The organism is Selenomonas sputigena, assembly GCF_026015965.1.
Lineage (GTDB): Bacteria > Bacillota > Negativicutes > Selenomonadales > Selenomonadaceae > Selenomonas.
Window position 1 is genome coordinate 399,160 of sequence record NZ_CP110383.1, and the last position, 15,202, is coordinate 414,361.

Sequence of the window (15,202 nt, forward strand, 5' to 3'; positions counted from 1 at the left end):
AATCCAGGATATGATAAGTTCTGCCTATGATAATATTTCTAAGAAATCACTAGACAAATGAGCAAAAAAATTATACAATATAGTTGTTTATGGGATGAAATCAGAGGAAGTAATATCCTCGTCCCGAGAACCATCAACAGGGAGGCATGGTTATGAATATTCATGAGTACCAGTCCAAGCAAGTCCTGCGGGAATTCGGCGTCAATGTGCCGAACGGCCTGCCGGCGTTCAGCGTGGAAGAGGCGGTCGAGAACGCGAAGAAGCTCGGCGCCGCTGTCACGGTCGTCAAAGCGCAGATCCACGCGGGTGGCCGCGGCAAGGCGGGCGGCGTCAAGATCGCCAAGTCCGTTGAAGAGGTCGAAGGCTACGCGAAGGAGCTGCTTGGCAAGGTTCTCGTCACGCATCAGACGGGTCCTGAGGGCAAGAAGGTCGGTCGCCTCCTGATTGAAGAAGGCTCGAACATCAAAAAGGAATACTACCTGAGCTTTGTCGTTGATCGTGCCACGGCGAGGATCGTCATGATGGGTTCTGAAGAGGGTGGCGTCGAGATCGAGAAGGTCGCTGCCGAAACTCCGGAAAAGATCATCAAGGAGTATATCGATCCGGTCATCGGACTTGCTCCGTTCCAGGCGACGCGCATGGCGTATGCCATCAACATCCCGGCTCCTGCGATTCGCAAGGCGGCGGCTCTGATGGAGAAGCTTTACAATGCGTTCATTGGCAAGGACTGCTCGCAGGTTGAAATCAATCCGCTCGTCGTCACGGCCGAGGATGATGTGATCTGCCTCGATGCGAAGCTGAACTTTGACGACAGCGCATTGTTCCGCCATCCCGACATCGTCGAACTGCGCGATGAGACGGAAGAGGATCCGAAGGAGCGCGAAGCTGCGGCTGCCGGCCTCAACTACGTCAACCTCGGCGGTGATGTCGCGTGCATGGTCAACGGCGCAGGCCTTGCCATGGCTACGGTCGACATCATCAAGCATTACGGCGGCGAGCCCGCCAACTTCCTCGATGTCGGCGGAGACTCCGAGCCTGAGAAGATCGCGAAGGCGTTCAACATCATGCTCGAAGGCGGCCAGGCGAAGGGCATCTTTGTCAACATCTTCGGCGGTATCAATCGCTGCGACAACATCGCGAACGGCATCATCGAGGCTGCGAAGATCATCTCCAAGGACGGCAAATCCCTCCCGGTTCCTGTCGTTGTCCGTCTTGAGGGCACGAAGGTCGAAGAAGGCCGCGAGATCCTGAAGAACACGCCGATTGCCAACGTCTTCCCCGCACCTACGATGGAGGGCGGCGCCGAGCAGATTGTCAAACTCGTTGCTGAGGCGAAGGCTTAAATCGAAAGGGAGGTCAAACACATGTCAGTTTTGATTGATAAAGATACAAAGGTCATCGTGCAGGGCATCACGGGCAAAGCGGCGACGTTCCACACGAAACAGATGCTCGACTATGGCACGAAGATTGTCGCAGGCGTAACGCCGGGCAAGGCGGGTCAGAAGGTCGAGGGCGTTCCCGTGTTCAATACGGTTGCGGACGCTGTGAAGGCTACGGGCGCGACGGCTTCGGTCGTTTATGTTCCACCTCGTTTTGCGGCGGACAGCATCATGGAAGCGGTTGATGCCGGTCTCGATCTCGTCGTCTGCATCACGGAGCATATCCCTGTCCTCGACATGGTGAAGGTGCGCCGTTACATGGAAGGCAGGAAGACGCGTCTTGTCGGCCCGAACTGCCCGGGTCTTCTGACGTCCAAGCAGTCGAAGCTCGGCATCACGCCGGCTACGGTCAGCAAGCCCGGTCATGTCGGCGTCATCTCGCGCTCCGGTACCTTGACGTATGAGGCTGCTTTCCAGCTCACGAATGCGGGCATCGGTCAGACGACGACGGTCGGCATTGGCGGCGACCCCGTCAAGGGCACGGACTTCATCGACGCTCTGCAGCTCTTCAAGGACGATCCCGAAACGTTGGCCGTTCTGATGATCGGCGAAATCGGCGGCACGGCGGAAGAGGACGCTGCGAAGTGGATTCAGGCGAACATGAAGGATAAGCCGGTTTCCGCCTTTATCGCAGGTCGTCAGGCGCCTCCGGGCAAGCGCATGGGTCATGCCGGCGCGATCATCTCGGGCGGCAAGGGCACGGCGGCTGACAAGGTCGCGGCTCTGAATGCTGCGGGCATTCCCGTTGCCGATACGGTCGCCCACATCGGCGAGACGATGGTCAAGCTCCTCAAGGAGAAGGGTCTCTTCGAGAAGTGCCATACCTGCTGAGTTTTGGCGGGATAAATAGCGAGATGCCACTGCGGTTTGCGGTGGCGTCTCGTTCTTGTTTTGGGCGGTTGTCTCTGTCGACGTTTGGTGTGACGGGGTTCGTGGCATGAAAAAGCCCGGGATGTGCATAGAGAACATGCACATCCCGGGCTTTTCATGTTTCTTGCTTAATAGTAGTAGCCATCCTCGTCGTAGGTGCTGCCGTCTGCACCCTCGGCGCTGACGGAGTAGTTGCCGTCCGCATCCACGGCTACGGCAGCGACGTTGCCCTCTTCGTCCGCTACGGCGTAGACGTAGTTGCCGTTCTCATCGTACCCTTCATACTCGTATTCGTCCGCCGAAGCGACGCCTGCCGTGCCGAGCATGATGGTGCAGGAAGCCATGACTGCAAAAGCTTTGAACCAGTTTTTCATAAATAACATCCCCTTTTTATGTGTGCCTTGCTCTATTCTTTTTCTAGTGTAACAGGAAGGTGGATGCTTTTCAACGAATGGGAAAAAAGTGTCGAGATCTTGCATGAAAGTGGTCATTTGCCTCATTTTTCCATGCGCTCGACCTGCGGCACATGCAGCAGGATGCTGAACCAGCCGTCCTTTTGCTCCGTGAAGAACTCGGCGCCGTACTTTTCCGCGAAGAGCAGAAGGGAGCGCGTGCCGTAGCCGTGGCCAGGCAAGGAATCTCTGCTTCTGGGCAGGCCGTTTGCGGCGAGTGGTACGGGCGTGCTGCGGCGGTTCTCAATGGAGAAGAAGATACTGGCACCCTTGGTACGCGCGAGGAGACGGATGGCTCGCTGCTGCTGCGGCTCTTCCTCTTCGGCATGGATGGCGTTTTCAAAGAGATTGCAGAGGACGAGCGAGAGATCGACTTCCGCGGCAAAGGAGGCGGGGAGGTCGATTCGAGCCTCGACGGCGATGTCCTTTTGGTGCGCTTGCCGCACATAGACGGAGAGCGCTGCATCGATCAGGGGATTGCTGGCGAAGTGCTCGACGCGCGTCGCATCGATCTGCCCGCTCATCCTTTGGACGAGACGCATGGCGGCATCATCTTCGCCGCGCGAGATGAGGTCGGCGAGCATCTGCGCATTGTGTCGGAGGTCATGGCGCACGATGGAGAGGCGCGCCTGCTTTTCCTGCAGGGTGCGCGTATACTCGCCGATCGAGTTCATGCGCGTCAGGAGCGCGAGATTTCGTTCCGTCGTTGCTGCCTGCTGGAGGATGTACTCAAGGCCACGCCATGCGGCGAGAGCGATGAGCACGCCGCAGACGAACAGCAGAACGCGAGGGAAGAGGTAGCGGGAGGCAAGGACCTCAGGCGAGGTGGAGAAGTAGACATCGTGAACGAGCATGAGAAGCGGCAGCGGGCAGATGTAGAGCCAGAAGCGGTCGGTGCTGATCGTGGAAAAGCGCAGGAAGATTTGCCGGAAGAAAGGGCGCACGATGGGCAGTGCGGTGAGATAAATCGTGAGATTCAAGGCGCAGTAAGTGGCGAAGTGGTCGAAAAAGTCGCTTTCGTTGTTGAATGTCAGCACGAGGAGAATCGCGATCGTCGAGATCGTGCTGCTGAGAATGAACTGCATGCCGAGGATGAAGATGTGCTGCGCGATGTATGGTCGGATCATGCAGAGGTTCAGCAGAAAGTAGGGAAGAAAGCCGAAAAAGATATAAAAGAGTTTGAATGTGTGAAAGCCGTAGGACAGGATGCCGAAAAAAAAGAGCAGCACGGAAATGGCAAACTCGGCAAAGAAGATAAGGGCGTATCCCTGCAGCAGTCGCCGCCGCACCTTCGGCGCAAGGATGGAGCGAAACGGCAGGTAGCGCAGGTAGACGGCCGGCAGGAGCGAGAGTAGGAACAGGAAGGTGTTGAAGATGACGGCAAGACTGTTTTCGTTCAAGACAAACCCTCCAGACTGTTTGCTTATGTATGGTTTTGTGGTATTATACGATAGAAGTCGTGCTTCGTCAAATGAATGACGGAGTCATACGGAAACAGAAAGGCGGGAAAGGATGCGCATTGCTATTGTCGATGATGAGGAAGAGGTGCGCGAGGCGGCGCGACGCTATCTGGCGAAGATGCTCGCGAGATATTGGTCGAAGGAAACAGCCGTCGTGCAGCTTGACCTCTTCGATTCTGCTGAAGCGCTCCTGGAGGGCTTTGATCGGCAGTCCTACGATCTCGTGCTCCTCGACATCTGCATGCCCGGTCTTGACGGCATGGAAGCGGCGCGTCGCTTGCGTGCCGAAAGCGCCGACATCGGCATCATATTCCTCACGACGAGCGAGGAGTATCTGATGGAGGGCTATCGCGTCTTTGCCGACGGCTACTTCCTCAAGCCTCTGGGGACGGATGAGGAGGCTTTTCAGGCCTCTCTGCGTCATGTCTTCGCACGCCGCGATCAGTCGGCGCACGTTCTCAGCGTGGAATACAACGGACGCGCCCTGGAGATCCCCTTTCAAAAGATTTTCTATGCGGACATCGAAGGCGGCAGGCTGCACATCGTCCTCGAAGAGCGCGATTTTCACCTCTCGCGCCCTTTCACCTATGAGTGGAGCGCGGAGCGGCTGCTGCACGACAAGCGCTTCCTTGAATGTTACCATCGCATCATCGTCAATATGGACAGAATCGAGCGCATGGAAGAGGGGGCGTTCGTGCTCACGAGCGGCATGAAATTGCCGATCAGCCGCAGGCGGTACGGTGCGGTCAAGGTAGAGTATATGCAGTATATGCTGAATAAGTAGCAGCAAGTTGGGGGGCTTAAGATATAAGTCCCATGGGTCTTTCTGCTGGCATATCTGTGACCACTTTCGTGCAAGAAAAAGCCACTTTCTGCAGATTCTTTGCAGGAGGTGCTTTTTTTTTGCTACAATTTAAGCGAAGGGGAAATTCGGCAAGGATGTTCGATAGCGGGCTGAGGGTTTCATCTCCTTGCCCATTGCCGTACTTTTCCGAAAAAATATAAAAGGAGAGGGTAATATGAAGAGGAAGATGATGTTGACAAAGAGGTTACTGCTGCCGTTCATCGCCGTTCTGGCGATGCTCCTCGTTGCGGGCTGCGGCGACAAGCCAAAGGACACGGCGGACAAGGCTGTCCTCGCTTACGCGGAGCTTTATGCTTATGGTGACACGGACAAGACCGAGGCGGCGGGCTTGACGAAAGAGCAGAAGGAGAAGATCAGTGAGGCGCTCCTGACTGAGGTCGATCAGCAGTTCCAGAGCATGATGCTTTCTGAGGACAATGCGGTCGCTGTCACGAATTACTATATTGCCGATCGCAAGGCGAACATCACGCTCAAGGCGAAGGTCAAGAAGGACGACAGCGAGCATCCCGTTGTCGAGTTGACGGCTACGCCGGTCGACAAGGCGGAGTTTGACAAGATCATGCAGACGAACGAGGATCTCGTCGCCTTGGGGGTTGTCCTCGGTCTTGCACAGCAGCAGGGCGTCGACGTCCGCAAGGATCCCTCTTATCAGCAGGGAGCGATGGACGTCTTGCGCAAGTTCATCGACGAGATTCCTTACGACGATGAAAAGACGCTCGATGTGCCGTGCGATATGGTGAAGAGCGATGACGGCAAGACGCTGCACTGGGCGCCGAAAGATCCGAAGGCGATCCAGAAGTTCCTCGACGGCGAGAAGTAAGGCGCTCGTATCTCCGTGAGGGAAGAGCGGCTGCTTTGTATGAGCAATATGCAGCAAGATAAAGGGAATCGCGAAGGAGGGAATATGATGATGAATCGCTTTTGCCGCATACTGCGACAGGCTTTCGCGGTTCTTTTACTGACACTCATCCTTGCGGGCGGCTATGGTGAAGCGGTGAAATCGAGATGGTGTTTTGCCGCTTCCCATGACCTTGCAGGACTTGAAGATCGCGCCGTCGATATTGATCCGTCGGATGGAAGCGTTTCCGTTACGCTCAGTGAAAGCGAAATGGAACTCCTCTCGTCCGTGCGCTGCAACCTGCTCTATCTCGACGAAAATGTCGTTATCCACCTCGGCAGCGATGCGAACATCGACGCCGATTGGGACACGGGCGTCTTTCGTGACAACTTCGACGGTACATGGCCGATGCTCGACGGGCACCCTGTCTACATCGAGCTCACCGAAGAAGGCGACGATTACAACCTCTATTCCATACCCATCAAGCTCAACGGTGAGGAGTGCATCCTGCAGGTTTCCTACAACTACAACGATGAGACGTATCACATCCTCGGCGCGCAGCGCGAGCTTGAGGAAAGCGACATGAGCGATCAAGAGCTGATTCCCTTGAGGGCGGGCGATATGGTCACGACGATCCATTTCGCGAAGCCCGTTTCCGACAATGATGATGATGAACTCGCTGCTGTCGAAGCCGAGACCTTTCAAATCGGCAGTCATCCTGCGGTCGAGGACGAAGAACTCGGCGACGGCACATACGGCTATATATTTGAGTTTCTTGCGCCGACGGGTGAAAGCGCCCTTTCGGAGATCGCCGTATTCAACATCGAGGACGGAAACATCACGACATTTGATGAATGAGCGGCAGACCTTCTGCCGCCGGTATTATTCCAGTATACAGGTCATACAACATCCAAAGGAGAGATTCATTATGAGCAAAAAAAGTCCTATTCTCGGAGCAATTCTCGGCTTCTTCATCTTGGGTATCTTCTACAGCACGGGCTTCAACAAGCAGGGCATCATTGCCGTTGTCGGACTGATTGTCGTCAGTTGGCTTATCAGTATGTTTGTCAGCCCGGAAGTCTCTGTGATCGTCAACCTTGTCGGAGCTTTTCTCGGCTACAAGTGGGCGAACGATCACAATGCATCAATCGAGGGCGGCGGTGCGATGTAAGGAGACGCAGCATCCAGTTTGCGTCTTTTGGCGCATCTTTTGCATCGTTTCGAGCAATCTCGAAACGATGTGCTTGTAACCGAGTCTGGCCGATAAAAAGCGTGCAGCGGAATCGAATCTGCTGCACGCTTTTTGCATGGTGATTTCATGGGAGCATCGCTCTGTCAGTCTTCCTGATCGACGAACCTCGACGCGAGCAGCTTCTTCTCCTGTGCGATTTTGTTGCGCTGGATTTGTCTTGACCAGAAGATGCTGGGAATAGCGACGCCGATGGCGATGCCGGCGATGATGCTCGCGGCTTCGACGCCGTTTCTAAGCGCCGCGAGCAAGAGGGGGGTGCTGACCTCGTTGATATTTAAGAGTGTGAAGAAGAAGCGGTAGAGAAGAACGCCGGGAATCAAAGGAATGGCGGAAGGGATCGTCAGCACGATGTTCGGCGTGTGAAACCAGTGAATGGCAAAGAGTGCGAGAACGCCGACGAAGGCGGAGGCGAGGAAGGTGCCGGCCGCTTGGCTCATGCCAAGTTCGAACATACAGATGTTCCGAAGGAGGATCGTGATGCTGCCGCCCGCGGAGACGACCCATAGCAGGCGGCGCGGCACGCTGAAGATCAGGGAGAAACCACCGGCTGCGATGGCGGCGGCTAGCGGGTGGTAGAGGTAGATCTCGCCGGGACTGAGGCTCACGGTCGTGAATGAACTGACGTGTCCAAGGCGCAGGGCGATCGCCATGCCGAATGCCGTGCTGCAGACGATGAGGAGCGTGTCGAACGCCCGCGTCATGCCCGAGGTGATGAAGTGGTTCAGAAGGTCATTTGCCGCGTTGATCAGAGGAACGCCGGGCACGATGAAGAGCGTGCAGGCGACGATGGGCAGCATAGGCGTCGCAGACAGATTGAGGTTTTGCAGCAGCACGGCGGCGAGCGTCGCAGTAAAGGCGGCGATGGCGATGCCGGCGTAGACGTTGAAGCCGTGCTCGTTGCAGAAGCGCCGTGCATAGAAGCCGAGGAAGGCACAGAGCGCTGTGATGAAGAAGGCGGCGAGGTCGCAGCCGAAGAGAGCGCACGAGCCGGCGCACGCGAAGCCTGCACCGAGCGCCGTCAAAAAGCCGCTGTAGGGGGATTTTCGTTTTTCCAGAGCTTCCATCTCGCGCTCGAAAAGTTCGAGCGACCAGGCGTCGCGCATAGCGCGCCAGATCATGCGGCTGACGGCGGAGAGAACGAGCATGTTCACGCGGTGCGTGCGGCACTTGCTGAAGCGCGTGTAGGTGCGCTCTTCGTCTTTGATGTTCAGCATGATGGTCGTGTAGGCGATGTGACAGCTGACGTTTTCCGCAGGGATGCCCATGTACGCCGCTGTGCGCATGATGTACTGCGAGGTGCGGTCGGAATCGGCGCCGTTTTCCATCATCGTGCGCGCGACGAGGAGGATCAGATGCATCTTGTAAATGATCTGGGAGAAGGGGTGCGTGAGAACATGTTCTTTCGTTTCTGCCATGGGGAGACTCCTTTCCTGTGCAAGGGGTGGTGCAAAAGCTGCTATGCCTTAAAGGTATTTTATGATAATAGTTTGGAATATTGTGACGATTCTTCATAGACTGCCCAGCGGGCAATCTATGAAGCGGTCAGTCCTCCTGATCGACAAATCTCGACGCGAGCAGTTTCTTTTCCTGTGCGATCTTGTTCTTGCGGATCTGACGTGACCAGAAGATGTTCGGTATGGCGACGCTGACGGCGATGCTGATGATGATGGTCGCCGCCTCGATGCCGTTTCTGAGTGCGCCCAAGAGGACTTCCGTACTGACGTCGTTGATGTTGAGGAGCGTGAAGAGCAGGCGGTAGAGCAGGATGCCGGGCACAAGAGGGATGGCGGACGGCGTCGTGAGGACGACGTTCGGCACATGGAAGCGATGGATGGCGGAAAGCGCGGCGATGCCGACGACGCCGCCGCCGATGAGCGTTCCCGTCGCCTGGCTGAGGCCGAAGTCGAACATGCAGATGTTTCGGAGCAGGACGGCGACGGCGCCGCCGACGGATACCGCCCAGAGGACGCGCTTCGGCACATTGAAGAGCAGCGAGAAGCCGCCCGCCGAGATCGCTGCAGCAATCGGATGGTAGATGTAGATGTCTCCGGGACTGAGGCTGATCGTCGTGAATTCGGTGATGCGTCCGAGGTGCAGCGCGATCGCCGTGCCGAACGCCATCGAGCCGATGATGAGCACGGTGTGGAAGGCTCGTGTGATGCCCGCCATGATGAAGTTGTTGAGCATGTCGTCTGCTGCATTGATCAGCGGCACGCCGGGTACAATGAAGAGGGCGCAGGCAACGATGGGGTGCATGGGCGTCGCGGAGTGGACGACGCTCTGCGAGAGCGTCGCTAAGGAGGTCGCGACGAAGGCGGCAATGGCGATGCCCGCATAGTTGTTGAAGCCGCGCTTGTTGCAGAGGATGCGTGCGTAGAAGCCGAAGAAGGCGCAGACCGCCGTGACGAAAAAGGCGATGAAGTCGCCGCCGAAGAGCAGGCACGAGCCGCCGCAGGCGAAGCTGGAGCCGATGGCGGTCGCAAAGTTCGAGTAGGGATTCTTGCGGCTTTCGACGGTTTCCAGTTCCTTTTCAAAGCGTTCGAGCGACCAGTTGTCGCGCATGGCACGCCAGATGACGCGGCTGACGGCGGCGAGGACGGTCATGCTCACGTTGTGCTTGCGGCATTTTGTGAGTTCCGTGTAGGTGCGCTCCTCGTTCTTGACGTTGAGGAGAAGCGACGTATACATGATGTGGCAGCTGACGTTTTCGGCAGGGATGCCCATGTAGGCCGCCGTGCGCATGATGTAGCGCGTCGTTCGGTCGGAGTCGGCGCCGTTCTCCATGAGGAGTCTGCCGACGGTCAAGATCAGATGCATCTTGTAGGTAATCTTGTAAAATGGGTCTTTGAATACTTGTTCAAGGGATGATTGCATAGTTTGTTAACCTCTTTATTTAGGAATGTTCGTGTGCTTTTTTTGTATGTGGGTATAGCTTATTTCGTCGTTAGCGTGTTAGACGAAATCGTACTTCTATTTTGCCTTAAATCTTATTCAATAGCAAGGAAATATGATATTATTTCTAAAAAAAGGGGGCGCAAGCGCCCCCTCATCGTGTTCCTGGCAGAAGATCTGCCGCGCTGTCTTCGTTATTTTCCTGCGCCCGTGAAGTCGTAGAGTTTCTCCGCCTTGTGAAAATGGGTGTGCAGCAGTTCGTGCGCTTTGCCTTCCAAGGGTGCGCCGAGGAATTCTTTGTAGATGCGCACGACTTCGGGATTTTCATGCGATTTTCTCACGGGGAGATTCTTGTCGATCTCGTAGAGAGCCTTCATGCGCTCGGCGCGGCGCGCGTTCGTCGTATTGAGAGGCTGTCCGCCGCCGCCTTGGCAGCCGCCGGGGCAGGCCATGACTTCGATGAAGTCGTAGGGACTTTTGCCGGCCTTGAGTTCGTCCATGATGTGCTTGGCATTCTTGAGCGTGTGCGCGACGGCGACGCGCACCTTGCGCTCGCCGAGGTCGACGGTCGCTTCCTTGATGCCGTCCATGCCGCGCACGGCGAGAAAGTCGATGGAAGGGAGCGTCTTACCCGTCGCCTTTTCGTAGACTGTGCGCAGCGCGGCTTCCATGACGCCGCCTGTCGTGCCGAAGATCGCGCCCGCGCCCGAGCATGTGCCGAGCGGGCTGTCGAAGTCCTCTTCGGGCAGATCGTGGAAGGTGATGCCGACGTAGTGGATGAGTTTGGCAAGTTCGCGCGTCGTGATGACGATGTCGACGTCCTGATGACCGTCTCTGCCCATCTCAGGACGCGCGGCTTCGAACTTCTTCGCCGTGCACGGCATGACGGAGACGGTCACGATGTCCTCGACGGGGATGCCCGACTGCTTCGGATAGTAGGTCTTGGCGACAGCGCCGAAGATCTGCATGGGTGACTTTGCCGTCGAGAGATGGGGCAAGAGGTCGCTGTAGTGTTTTTCGACGTAGTTGACCCAGCCGGGGCTGCACGAGGTCATCATGGGAAGCGTGCCGCCGTTTTCCAGGCGATGGATGAATTCATGCCCTTCTTCCATGATCGTGAGGTCGGCGCCGAAGTTCGTGTCGAAGACGCGGTCGAAGCCGAGCCGCTTCAAGGCGGCGACCATCTGTCCCGTGACGATGGCGCCGGGCGGCAGGTGGAATTCGTCGCCCAAGGAGACGCGCACGGCGGGCGCGACCTGCACGATGACGTGCTTTTTCGGATCTTGCAGGGCATCGAGGACGCGCTGCGTATCGTCTTTTTCCGTGATCGCTCCCGTCGGACAGACGAGGCTGCACTGGCCGCAGAGGATGCAGTCGGTCGCTTCGAGCGGGCTGTCGTAGGCGGTCGTGACGGTGATCTTGTCGCTTCGTCCAGCGAAATTCAGGGCTTCGATGCCCTGCACGTCCTTGCAGGCACGGATGCAGCGGCCGCATTTGATGCACTTCGTCGGGTCGCGAGCGATGCTCGGGTTGTTCGCCGCATCCTCTTTGCTTTCGACGACGATGGGCAGTCCCGTATGGCCGATGTTGAAGCGGCTGCAAAGCTCCTGCAGGTCACAGCGGTGGTTGCGCGGACAGTTCAGGCAGTCCTGGTTGTGGTTGGCGAGGATGAGCTGCAGGATGGCGATCTGCGTGTCGCGCACGATCTGCGTGTCCGTATGGACTTCCATGCCTTCCCAGACCTCGGTCGCGCACGCTGCCATGAGGCGGCGACTGCCCGTGACCTCGATGGAGCAGATGCGGCAGCGAGCCTTGACGCGCTGATCGGGGTGGTAGCAGAGATGCGGGATATTGATGTGCACCTTGCGTGCGGCATCGATGATCTTCGTGCCCTTGGGGACTTCGACGGGGATGTTGTTGATTTTCAGGTGTACGAGTTCTCTTTCTTCTGCCATCAGTGTACGCCTCCGATCCGGAATGTTTCAGGGAAGAGCTTGAAGGCGGCGGAAAGGGCGTTTTCGGCGCTTTCGCCCAGGCCGCAGAGGGCGGACATGGGCATGATGCGCGCGATCATCTTCATGTTTTCGAGATCCTTTTCCGTCGCTGTTCCTTGCGCGAACTTTTCCAAGATGAGCTTGATGTGGAGGACTCCCTCGCGGCACGGCGTACACTGGCCGCAGCTCTCGTGCGAGAAGAACGCCTGCGTCATGCGCAGAAAGTCGAGGACGCTCGTGCGCTCGTCGACGACGAGGATCGCGCCCGAGCCTACGGTCACGCCGGCCGCCTTGAGGTCGTCGTAGGTGTAGGGGACGTCGAGGATGGATTCGTCGGCGATTTTGCCCGACGCGCCGCCGAACTGGATGAGGCGGATGCGTCGGCCGCCCTGGATGCCGCCCGCAAGGTCATAGATGATTTCGCGCACGGTCGTACCGAAGGGGATCTCAAAGACGGCAGGACGGTTGACGTTGCCGCCGACGGAGACGAGCTTCGTGCCGAGGGATTCGCCCGAGCCGTAGCTGATGTATTCCTTCTTGTCGTCGAGGAGGAGATGCGGCACGATGGAAAGGCTCTCGACGTTGTTGACGCACGTCGGCAGTGCGAAGAGACCGCTCTGCTTGATGAAGGGCGGCTTCATGCGCGGCCGGCCCGCCTTGCCCTCGATGGAGCGGATGAGAGCCGTGCCCTCGCCGCAGACGTAAGCACCCGCGCCTGAGCGGAGGTGGATGTGAAAGTCGAAGCCTTCCTTGCCGAGGATGTTCTTGCCGAGGAAGCCGCAGCGCTCCGCCTCTTCAATGGCGTTCTTGAGGCGCGAGCGAAGGTGCGCGTATTCTTCGCGCAGGTAGATGTAGCCATCCTGTGCGCGGATGCTCCAGGCGCCGATCGTCATGGCCTCAATGAGGTTGAAGGGGTCGTTCGTGATCAGTTCACGATCCTTGAAGGTGCATGGCTCGCCCTCGTCGGCGTTGCAGATGATGACTTTGTGCTCGCCCTTGACGGCGCGCGCCTGCGACCACTTGCGTCCCATGGGGTAGGCGGCGCCGCCGCGCCCCTTGATCTGGGCTTCGGAGAGAAGGGAGGCGATGTCCTCGCCGTCCATTGTCACGGCCTTTTTGAGGGCGTTGAAGCCGCCAATCGCCAGGTAGGATTCGATGGACATGGGATCGTAGCGGTGGAAGTTCTTTGTCATGAAAGAAACCTTGCTCATATAGTCTCCTTTCGTGTGGATGGCGTTTTGTTTCCGGTCCTTTTTGTGCGCCTCGCAGAGAGAAGGCGCGGCTGCAAGGGGTGGAGAGCTCTTGCAGCGCAGGTTCGGTGAAGATGTGCAGGCCGCTTACTGCAGCGTGTGCAAAAGTTCCTCAATCTTCTCGCGGCTGTCAAGATGCCCGTAGACTTCGCCGTTGACGCGCACGGCGGGCGCGATGTCACAAGCGCCGAAGCACGGCGTCTTTTCGAGCGTGAAGCGTCCGTCGTAGGTGACTTCGCCGATGTCGATGCCGAGGAGGCTCTTGAGCGCAGAGAAAAGCGTTTCGTTCTCGTTGATGCGACAGACGACAGAGTCGCACACTTGGATGGGGTATTTGGCGCGCGGCACAGGCGACAGGCTTGCGTAGAATGTTAGACAGTCGTAGATCAGAGAGATCTTCAGCGGCAGTTTCTCCGCCACGTAATAGGCGGCAGGCTCGGGCACATAGTGGCGCTCGAAGAGGTCTTGCACGTCGAGCAGGATGCCGACGATCTGCGTCGGGTCGTAGGAATGAGCCTCAAGCACGCGGTCGATCTTCTCGCGCGTCGCGAGTTCGAGACTCTTGGGGTCGGCGTTCATGGCAGCATCTCCTTTTCTTGGAAAATATGTTTTCTTTTATCATTATAGAGGAGAACGGAGATTCATTCAAGAGAAAGGGGTACATGAGTATGTTTCTCCGTCCGTTTGTGCTATAATGTCTGCGATATCATCTGTTTGACTTTCGGAGGTGCAGCTTGGTCTCCTTTCTCATCATTTTAGTCACCGTTCTTGCAGTGTTCACCGTGGCGGCGCTTTGGGCGCTGCGCTATCTTCTCGCTGAGCGTGCGCTGTTTATTTGCCGCGTGCTGGTCGGCGTCGTGTTCACCGTCGCGTCGGCATCCTTCTTCTTGCGGCGCAATCCGCTCGTGGCGTTTCTTTCGGACGGTGCGACGATTTCTCTGGCTTCTGTCTTCTTCCTCTCTTTGATGTTCTTGTTTCTCTTCGTGTTGGCAGCCGTCGTCCTTCGTGCCGTCTATCGCAGGACGCTCGCCGTGCCCGAGGATGTGGGGCGGCGCAGGGTCTTGAAGGCGGCGGGCGCGTATCCTGCGGCGGCGCTCGGTGCGGTGCTCTACGGCAATCTCTACGAGCGGAATGCGACGGTTGAGCGTCGCTACGACATCCCCGTTGCGGCGCCGGCACTCGCGGGCTATACGGTCGCCCAGCTCAGCGACGTGCATCTCGGCATGTTTTTCTCGCTTGAGCGGCTGAAGAGCCTTTTGCAGCAGGTCGCCGACGCTGCTCCCGACGCACTCTTGCTGACGGGCGACATCTTCGACTATCCCGATTGGACGGTGGACGCCGTGCGCCTGATCGACGGCTTTGCCGCCGCCTTTCCTGACGGTATATGGTACTGCCACGGCAATCACGAGCATATACGCGGCATTGCGCTCGTAGAAGAAGCGCTGGCGACGTCGAAGATTCACTTTTTGAAAAATGAGGCGCAGTGCGTGAGGCAGGGAGCGCAGCCGCTCTACTTCGCGGGCGTCGACTACCCGATGTCGGAGTATGAGAAGAGGCTTGACGCCGAGGCATTCCAGCGCGAGAAGGCGATGTACGCGAAAGCGGCGCTCGAAGCGATTCCGGCAGATGCCGTGACCGTGCTGCTCGCGCATCATCCCGAGTTCATCGATGATGGCGCTGAGTACGGCGCACGTCTCGTGCTCACGGGGCACACGCACGGCTCGCAGTTCGGCATCTTCGGCCTGCCGCTCTTCCCTGTGTTCAAGTACACGCGCGGCATCGTCGAGAAGGGGAAGACGACGGGCTACGTCCACTCAGGCAATGGCAGTTGGTTTCCGTACCGCCTCGGTTGCCCGCCCGAGATCGCGTACTTCGTCTTGCGCGCTTAGG

At 57.6% G+C, this 15,202-nt stretch carries 14 protein-coding genes; 7 read left to right on the forward strand and 7 right to left on the reverse strand.

Translation table 11 applies throughout. The features are described from left to right. The first annotated feature begins 152 nt into the window (after positions 1 to 152). The gene (gene sucC / locus OL236_RS01855) at positions 153 to 1,343 is read left to right on the forward strand and encodes an ADP-forming succinate--CoA ligase subunit beta (RefSeq protein ID WP_009645122.1); all 1,191 of its coding nucleotides are present in this window, start codon (positions 153 to 155) and stop codon (positions 1,341 to 1,343) included. 21 nt (positions 1,344 to 1,364) lie between these two features. Continuing rightward, complete coding sequence (gene sucD / locus OL236_RS01860) at positions 1,365 to 2,270, forward strand: succinate--CoA ligase subunit alpha (protein ID WP_009645156.1); 906 nt, start codon at positions 1,365 to 1,367, stop codon at positions 2,268 to 2,270. 167 nt (positions 2,271 to 2,437) lie between these two features. Here the strand turns inward: sucD and OL236_RS01865 are convergent, their stop codons facing one another. Then, a complete protein-coding gene (locus tag OL236_RS01865) occupies positions 2,438 to 2,683 on the reverse strand; it encodes a hypothetical protein (protein ID WP_265071125.1) in 246 nt (81 codons plus the stop codon). Positions 2,684 to 2,805: 122 nt separating this feature from the next. Beyond that, on the reverse strand, positions 2,806 to 4,161 hold the full coding sequence (locus OL236_RS01870) for a GHKL domain-containing protein (protein ID WP_265071126.1): 1,356 nt from the start codon (positions 4,159 to 4,161) through the stop codon (positions 2,806 to 2,808). Positions 4,162 to 4,273: 112 nt separating this feature from the next. Between OL236_RS01870 and OL236_RS01875 the strand changes: the two genes are divergently transcribed. The 4 genes from OL236_RS01875 (at position 4,274) to OL236_RS01890 (ending at position 7,095) form a co-directional block, all read left to right on the forward strand. After that, positions 4,274 to 5,005, forward strand: a complete 732-nt coding sequence (locus OL236_RS01875; protein ID WP_265071127.1) for a LytR/AlgR family response regulator transcription factor — start codon at positions 4,274 to 4,276, stop codon at positions 5,003 to 5,005. Between the two features lie 235 nt (positions 5,006 to 5,240). Beyond that, the gene (locus OL236_RS01880; RefSeq protein ID WP_265071128.1) at positions 5,241 to 5,906 is read left to right on the forward strand and encodes a DUF5105 domain-containing protein; all 666 of its coding nucleotides are present in this window, start codon (positions 5,241 to 5,243) and stop codon (positions 5,904 to 5,906) included. An 84-nt stretch (positions 5,907 to 5,990) separates the two neighbouring features. Beyond that, positions 5,991 to 6,782 (forward strand): hypothetical protein, encoded by a 792-nt coding sequence (locus OL236_RS01885; RefSeq protein WP_265071129.1) that lies wholly within the window; start codon positions 5,991 to 5,993, stop codon positions 6,780 to 6,782. Between the two features lie 70 nt (positions 6,783 to 6,852). Next, positions 6,853 to 7,095 carry a phospho-N-acetylmuramoyl-pentapeptide-transferase gene (locus OL236_RS01890; RefSeq protein ID WP_265071130.1) on the forward strand — a complete coding sequence of 81 codons (243 nt, stop codon included), beginning with the start codon at positions 6,853 to 6,855 and terminating at the stop codon, positions 7,093 to 7,095. Between the two features lie 164 nt (positions 7,096 to 7,259). Here OL236_RS01890 and OL236_RS01895 read toward each other — a convergent pair whose 3' ends face one another. The 5 genes from OL236_RS01895 to OL236_RS01915 all read right to left on the reverse strand — a co-directional run bounded on the left by OL236_RS01895 (position 7,260) and on the right by OL236_RS01915 (position 13,891). Beyond that, positions 7,260 to 8,591, reverse strand: a complete 1,332-nt coding sequence (locus OL236_RS01895) for a threonine/serine ThrE exporter family protein (protein ID WP_265071131.1) — start codon at positions 8,589 to 8,591, stop codon at positions 7,260 to 7,262. Between the two features lie 127 nt (positions 8,592 to 8,718). Further along, complete coding sequence (locus OL236_RS01900; RefSeq protein WP_265071132.1) at positions 8,719 to 10,050, reverse strand: threonine/serine ThrE exporter family protein; 1,332 nt, start codon at positions 10,048 to 10,050, stop codon at positions 8,719 to 8,721. Positions 10,051 to 10,262: 212 nt separating this feature from the next. Beyond that, positions 10,263 to 12,023: an NADH-dependent [FeFe] hydrogenase, group A6 gene (locus OL236_RS01905; protein WP_265071133.1), complete on the reverse strand. Its 1,761-nt coding sequence runs from the start codon at positions 12,021 to 12,023 to the stop codon at positions 10,263 to 10,265. After that, positions 12,023 to 13,273 carry an NADH-quinone oxidoreductase subunit F gene (locus OL236_RS01910; protein WP_009645120.1) on the reverse strand — a complete coding sequence of 417 codons (1,251 nt, stop codon included), beginning with the start codon at positions 13,271 to 13,273 and terminating at the stop codon, positions 12,023 to 12,025. The genes OL236_RS01905 and OL236_RS01910 overlap by 1 nt, the downstream gene beginning before the upstream one ends. Positions 13,274 to 13,399: 126 nt before the next feature. After that, positions 13,400 to 13,891, reverse strand: a complete 492-nt coding sequence (locus tag OL236_RS01915; protein WP_009645110.1) for a complex I 24 kDa subunit family protein — start codon at positions 13,889 to 13,891, stop codon at positions 13,400 to 13,402. Positions 13,892 to 14,046: 155 nt separating this feature from the next. On the opposite strand from OL236_RS01915, the gene OL236_RS01920 reads away from it, so the two are divergent. Next, positions 14,047 to 15,201 carry a metallophosphoesterase gene (locus OL236_RS01920; RefSeq protein WP_265071134.1) on the forward strand — a complete coding sequence of 385 codons (1,155 nt, stop codon included), beginning with the start codon at positions 14,047 to 14,049 and terminating at the stop codon, positions 15,199 to 15,201. Position 15,202: the final 1 nt, after the last annotated feature.

What these genes read in the sequence shown, in the direction of transcription:
- sucC (WP_009645122.1), top strand. Translation starts at nt 153, where the DNA reads ATGAATATTCATGAGTACCAGTCCAAGCAAGTCCTGCGGGAATTCGGC.
- sucD (WP_009645156.1), top strand. Translation starts at nt 1,365, where the DNA reads ATGTCAGTTTTGATTGATAAAGATACAAAGGTCATCGTGCAGGGCATC.
- OL236_RS01865 (WP_265071125.1), bottom strand. Translation starts at nt 2,683, where the DNA reads ATGAAAAACTGGTTCAAAGCTTTTGCAGTCATGGCTTCCTGCACCATC.
- OL236_RS01875 (WP_265071127.1), top strand. Translation starts at nt 4,274, where the DNA reads ATGCGCATTGCTATTGTCGATGATGAGGAAGAGGTGCGCGAGGCGGCG.
- OL236_RS01880 (WP_265071128.1), top strand. Translation starts at nt 5,241, where the DNA reads ATGAAGAGGAAGATGATGTTGACAAAGAGGTTACTGCTGCCGTTCATC.
- OL236_RS01885 (WP_265071129.1), top strand. Translation starts at nt 5,991, where the DNA reads ATGATGATGAATCGCTTTTGCCGCATACTGCGACAGGCTTTCGCGGTT.
- OL236_RS01890 (WP_265071130.1), top strand. Translation starts at nt 6,853, where the DNA reads ATGAGCAAAAAAAGTCCTATTCTCGGAGCAATTCTCGGCTTCTTCATC.
- OL236_RS01895 (WP_265071131.1), bottom strand. Translation starts at nt 8,591, where the DNA reads ATGGCAGAAACGAAAGAACATGTTCTCACGCACCCCTTCTCCCAGATC.
- OL236_RS01900 (WP_265071132.1), bottom strand. Translation starts at nt 10,050, where the DNA reads ATGCAATCATCCCTTGAACAAGTATTCAAAGACCCATTTTACAAGATT.
- OL236_RS01905 (WP_265071133.1), bottom strand. Translation starts at nt 12,023, where the DNA reads ATGGCAGAAGAAAGAGAACTCGTACACCTGAAAATCAACAACATCCCC.
- OL236_RS01910 (WP_009645120.1), bottom strand. Translation starts at nt 13,273, where the DNA reads ATGAGCAAGGTTTCTTTCATGACAAAGAACTTCCACCGCTACGATCCC.
- OL236_RS01915 (WP_009645110.1), bottom strand. Translation starts at nt 13,891, where the DNA reads ATGAACGCCGACCCCAAGAGTCTCGAACTCGCGACGCGCGAGAAGATC.